Annotated in this window: 6 protein-coding genes; 5 read left to right on the top strand and 1 reads right to left on the bottom strand. The window is 44.8% G+C overall.

Features of this window, described 5'->3' with window-relative positions:
* A partial coding sequence (locus ABYW01_RS11945; RefSeq protein WP_372832935.1) for a type IIL restriction-modification enzyme MmeI occupies positions 1–687 on the bottom strand: 687 nt, incomplete at its 3' end.
* A 349-nt stretch (positions 688–1036) separates the two neighbouring features.
* On the opposite strand from ABYW01_RS11945, the gene ABYW01_RS11950 reads away from it, so the two are divergent.
* The 5 genes from ABYW01_RS11950 to ABYW01_RS11970 all read left to right on the top strand — a co-directional run.
* Positions 1037–1849, top strand: a complete 813-nt coding sequence (locus ABYW01_RS11950) for a hypothetical protein (RefSeq protein ID WP_372832937.1) — start codon at positions 1037–1039, stop codon at positions 1847–1849.
* 317 nt (positions 1850–2166) lie between these two features.
* Complete coding sequence (locus tag ABYW01_RS11955; RefSeq protein WP_372832939.1) at positions 2167–3198, top strand: tyrosine-type recombinase/integrase; 1032 nt, start codon at positions 2167–2169, stop codon at positions 3196–3198.
* The gene (locus ABYW01_RS11960) at positions 3188–3436 is read left to right on the top strand and encodes a hypothetical protein (protein ID WP_342854366.1); all 249 of its coding nucleotides are present in this window, start codon (positions 3188–3190) and stop codon (positions 3434–3436) included. The genes ABYW01_RS11955 and ABYW01_RS11960 overlap by 11 nt, the downstream gene beginning before the upstream one ends.
* Before the next feature lie 82 nt (positions 3437–3518).
* Positions 3519–3761 (top strand): hypothetical protein, encoded by a 243-nt coding sequence (locus ABYW01_RS11965; RefSeq protein ID WP_342854365.1) that lies wholly within the window; start codon positions 3519–3521, stop codon positions 3759–3761.
* Between the two features lie 68 nt (positions 3762–3829).
* On the top strand, positions 3830–6011 hold a 2182-nt coding region (locus ABYW01_RS11970; protein WP_372832940.1), incomplete at its 3' end, for a DNA polymerase.

Here is a 6011-nt window from a genome sequence, read left to right on the forward strand (position 1 = left end):
ATCTAAGTACTCTGCTAGATCACCACCGTCGTCTGCGGTATGGGACTGGATAGCGGTACTGAATTGATTATCGCTGAATATTTCGGTGTCTTCGGCAAAGAAGCAGAACAGTAAACGGGTCAGGAAAACGTTTAGGTTATGCAATGCATCAGTATCATCTCTATTCGATTCATCAAAGTTGTCACCTTTGATTAGATCAAACAGCTTCGCCATCTTTTCAGCGGCTTTTACATCTGCTGGGTTCTCACCCTGATAAACAGCTTTCTCCATGCCCGCCCAAGGTAAGAAGAAATCAAACTGCTTTGGCAGCTCATCAAGATTGATATCAAGGGTATCTGAAGTTTTGGTATCGACAGCTAACAGTTGGTCGAAGTTGGTAACAATCACGAATCGTAGCTTATTCGTCGCGACTGCTTTCTCTTTACGAATCCTATCAATTTCAGCGTGTAGCGCATCGCCTTCGACATGCTTGAAGTACAGGTTACGCTTCCAGACCACCTCATCATGACGTGGCTCGTTATTCCTGGAAGCCATATTACGCTCACCGGACCTCAGACGGGTGACAGATTGCTTACGATGGCCGTATGCGAGCAGTAGTTCATAGATAAAGTCATCCTGGCTACAGTTACCCGATACAAAGCTATCAAGCAATGACTTAACATTCTCTTCAATTTGAGCGATATTCATTTAACATCCCTATCTAATTTACACTAGCACCTTGCCAATCATGCCTTTGGTAGACATGTAGATTACTCCAGACTTGCATTGATATTAACAATCAATGTCATTTAATTGATTTCAATAGGCGGTGATGAAAGACATAGATCAGCGTTGAATTTTATCTTCTTTGCCATGAATACTGGTTCAGGGTTGAATATAGGTGATTAATAGACTGGATTGGCATTAAAATATTGCGACAAACATGCCCTTCGCGGATGTTTATCGCACATACCTAGTTACTGAAACCTTCATGTTTAAAGGGCTACAGCGATTTCAAAATTAGCTTACTGGGGTATATAGATGTATGTCTTCGGATATGTCTGATAAAAAATATCTATCTTCACAAATTGACTGGCTAAGAGAACAGCTCCGTCCCTACTGCAATAAACGCTCTCAGAAGCTTATTGCCTGCGCCGTTGAGTTGGCAATTACCGATGTCATGGCTGATCGCGGCATCGTTTTAGATGAAGAGTTCTGTAACCGCTATGGATTGCCTGCCCCCCTGCGCACACTTGAATACACTTACGAACAATCTCTGTTTGTAGTGCTAACCCATGACAGCTTCTACCCGGACTTTTCAGCTATTAAGGGTAAGTTTAGTCCAACGGCAATTTATGCGGCGACAGCACTAGTCAGGATTGATCGCGCCCAATTACTGTTAGCTAGTGGCGACTTCCAAGCGTCCTCGTACAATGTAGACATGGCTAAACGGCTTAAAGAGAACCTTGCCTCTGTATTAAAGCGGGATGAGCGACAGAAAAAGCTGATAGCAGATTCTAAAACTGAACATATCTCCTATGTGCGCACACAAGCGATTAAGGAAACAAAACGCTACTCGGAAAATGCTAAAGCCAGGCAATCAATCGCAGATTATTTTGAAGCCGTTAAAACAATAATTAAAAGCAATAAGTCGTATGAAGGGGTGAATGCGCAAGACATTGAACGTTTGGCAATTAAAGTGGCATTAACCCCGGGCAATGGAGAACGTTACAAAGCGGGCCAAAAACAGCTAACCGATGCAGATAAGTGCGACCTATTAAATGCCGCTGACAAAATGCTTCTTACCTATGACTACGAGCTGGAAGAGGGCTACCTTCGACGTATTATCAAACGTCTGACAAATTTCTAAAAATTTATTTCTATAATCTTCCATCCCTTTCTCAGCCCTTCCCTAGCCGCTTAAACGCTATCGTAAACCGTAATAACTCAAAAACCGGTTTGTACTGAAAATCTAAAAAACTGAACCACCTGTAAATTCCACCACGTTACAACATTCGACATGAATAACGAGGTGAAATTAGTGGATATTCCATTCACAGCAAAAAGCATCAAGGAGCATATCCGCCCTGCCCGGGGGAAGCACCTATTGTATGCGGCTTTATTGGCCACCCGAATAAGAAAGTTACCTTTCATCCCACTCGAACCAGCTTGGGGTTTGATATCTCTATGGACGGCGTTCGTCATAAAGGGACTATTGGCAGCAGTCCAAATATGCCTTTACCCGTCTTCGATAAGCTCTTTCGAGAAAAGATGCTTGAGATTGAAACGGGGCAGATTCTACGCGGCCAAGACCTGACCGTTAATGAACTGATTGATGATCATGTCCTGCCTGAAATGGAAGGGCGTAACCGCGATATTAAAGGATTCAAGCGACGCCTAAAGCGTATTCGCAAAGCGTTTGGTAAGCGTAAGGTTTCCAGCCTAACGCATTACGAGCTCAATCTATTTCTGAACAAACTTGCTGGCGCGTGTAAGGGTAGTACTGTGAACCGCTATCACTCGGCCCTGTCTCGTATTTTTGCTACTGCTATTCGTTTAAATATTTGTCGAGATAACCCCTGCAAAAATATTCTGAGACGATCCGAGCCACCCGCGCGTCAGCGGGTCCTTTCCGACGCTGAGATTCATCATTTCATTGAAAAGGCTTTGAGCCTGGATAGCTTTCAATCGTTGTCGCTTCTCGTTGCACTCTTTAGTGGCTGGCGTATTGGTAACGTTATCAGCATTACCCGTGACATGCTGGATGCTGACTTTACAGTTATTACATTTCCAGAGACAAAAAACGGTAATAGCTACTCAGTTCTGTTAAACGGTCCTACGCGCCAAATGCTTATGAAATGCGCTGGGCGCTCCTGGAACCAATTCCTTTTCCCATCCGCTATAAAGGATGGTCATCACATTGCTTACCCTCGTGAGACTTATCAAATCATCCGTGCATACGTGGCCGAGAAGACAGGTATCGATAAGCACTGGACCATTCATGATCTTCGCAGGACGCATAGCTCACGACAGCTGAAATTGACCGGAGATATTCGCTTAGTTCAGCAGACATTATTCCACAGTAGCACATCCGTAACAGAGCGTTATTGCTACCACGAAGACACACGTCTGGCTGAAGCCAGCGAAGCAACCGTCCAGTCACTACTGGGTGATCATTCTAAATCATTCCTGCAACAGGAGGATTCCAATGCAGCATGAAATTTTAACTAAGCAGCAACTGGCAGAACGCCAACAGCGCTCAGTCGAGTCCATTAACACAGCCTGCTCTCGCGAGCCTGAATCTGTGCCGCACTTTTTTAAACTGGGCAAAGGTAAAAACAGTCCCATTCGATTCCGTCTATCTGACGTGATCGATTGGGAAGCTAAACAGGCTGAAAAATCACGTAAGGAGACTGAAGCGGAGATAGAACGACGTAACCAATACAAACAATTTTAACTTGGTGGTCAGTGGCTTTGGCTACTGACCTATTTTTAACCCGGTATGTGGCATACCTAACTTTTATTTTAAGGATAAGACCATGAATAAAGCACTACTGATTCGAGCAATTAACGGCATTTTTGATGCTAACAACGTGGGTTCTGTTACAGCGATGAAAACAGGTGTAGCGGTAACAAACGCTAAAAATGAGCTGATGTACTGGCATGAAGAACAAGATGTAGAAAAAGCACAACTGCTTGCCAACCTACTCTCAGATGCGGTTATGGACCGCCTTGAGGGCGGAGATGGCAAAGTCGACTTTAAAGAGCACGGCTTAGTTTAAGCCTTACTTTCAATCTCATGCCACATACCACGCCCTTCGGGGCGTTTTTTTATCCTGGAGAAAATATTATGGATGAATCAGATTTTTCACCGTCTGAGGATGGCATTCCTCAATTTAAACCCCTGTCGTTTCCGAGTTCTGAAGAGAGGGTTTCAGAAACTCATGGGGCTGATGTTTCACCGCCTGCATTTGGAATCGATGTACGTGAATTCACGCATCCTAGGCCGCCAACAGGCCTCACGATTGATGCACTGGCACAACTGCCTAAACGTACTCAGAAATACTACATAAAAGAGCTGGCAAAGTATGCTCGAAAAAGGAAGCGGAAGTTAACTTCACACTCTGATGCAATCATTGTGTGTCTGGATACTGAATACCAACTTAGCGAAGATGGTGCTGGTAATATCATCATTTGTTATCAGTATGTCGTTTCACGTAACGGCAAAAGATGTCAGGGCATTATCTATACAAATAGCGACCGAGTAGAAGGCCGTATCCGCTTTGAGAAGTACCTAGGAACCGCATTAAACAAGGCACTTGAAGAAGGTGTCATAAGCGCCCTACCTAAGTCCGGTGAAGAAATCATTGTCGCCGCTCACTGGCTCCGTGCCGACTTATTTAATTTTTCTGGCGCGTTCTATGATTTCAAGACCAAGATCAGCGGCATTCGTAAAACCGTTGTGAGTCTGAAAGACACCTACGGCGTTGACCCTCAGGACATTGGAGCTAAACGAGCCAATTTGGAAGACGTCACCTACTACGATCCAAACAACCACGCCCATACGGTAAATGTCACGTTTTACGATACGTTACTTCTCACTCCTGCTGGAAAGCAAAGTCTGGCCGAATTAGGCAGGCTGGTAGGTTGCAAGAAGATAGAGATTTCTGAGCACTACAAGAAAAACATGCGCCAGCTTCTCATCGATGATCCTGAGCTATTCGAAGCTTATTCCATCAATGATGCGATGATCTGCTCTCTATTTATGGACCTGATGATTGCTTTTGCCCAACGGGAACTGGGGGTGGATCGAATCCCATTTACGTTAGGCGGCACTGCTGTTAAGTCTTTCAAGCGGAATCTTCCTGTGGGGTATACGCTGAATGAACTTTTTGGTTACACCTGGGAATCCGTGCTTCGGTGGACAGACAAGGATGGTCCTAACAAGGAGCCCCGCACTATAAAGAATCGTGTACCAGAAGACGCTCTCGAAGTTTTGGAAGTTATGGCTATCAAGTGTTATCACGGTGGCCGTAACGAAGCATTTCATAGCGGGCCGACCGAGGAAGGTATTTGGCATGATTACGATGGTCCATCCTTTTATACAACCATTGCCATGGGACTCCGCCCCCTTGACTACGATAGGTTCAAAGAGACTAAAAAGTTAGAGGATTATAAGGGTGATATATGTGGAATGGCGAAGGTAAGATTCTCTGTCCCGAGTCATGTTAAATACCCGCCTCTGCCTATGAGGGCTTCTAATAACAGAGGCCTATTTTTTGTGCGGGAAGGTGTTTCTCACTGTACTGCTCAGGAGATAGAAGTAGCTGTTAATCTGGGCGTAAAGGTGGAGATTATCTATGGGTTTGTGATTCCTTGGAAAACGAATGGTCCCCGTATTTTTAAGCGATTCATGCGGACTGTACGTAGCAAGCGCCTGCTATTGAAAAAACAAGCTGCTGAGCTGGTAGTAGGGAGAGACGGCGATGCTCAAGCCGTTGAAAATCAAAGGAAATCACTGGAACTTTTTGAAAAATGCTGGAAAGAATTGGGCAATAGTTTATATGGCAAGCTTGCACAGGGTCTACGGGGTAAGCGTCAGTTTGATCTACCTACCGGCACTAGCAAGAACATCCCGCCTTCAGAGATCACTAATGCTCTCTTTTCCATGTATATAACCGGCGTGGGGCGAGCAGCAATGTGTGAAATGCTCAACGGGATAGAAGAACCCTATCGTGCGGTATCTGTTACAACTGACGGTTTTCTTACTAATGCACCATTAGACAAGATCAAGCTGGACGGGCCTATATGTAGTTACTTTCGAGAGCTGTACAGTCATATAGATCCGAACGGTGGAGAGATCCTGGAAGAGAAGAATCGTGCAAAACAGGTAATCGTTGCTAAGACACGCGGTCAGGCTACTGCACTGGAAGTTGAAGGCTGGGAAGAAAAGAAAATCACAGCTAAGGCCGGAGTTAAAGCGCCTGACTATGAGGATGATCATAACGAGTATTTCGTTATGTTGTACTTAG

Source organism: Pontibacterium sp., assembly GCF_041587635.1.
In the GTDB taxonomy this organism is placed as follows: Bacteria; Pseudomonadota; Gammaproteobacteria; order Pseudomonadales; family Balneatricaceae; genus Pontibacterium.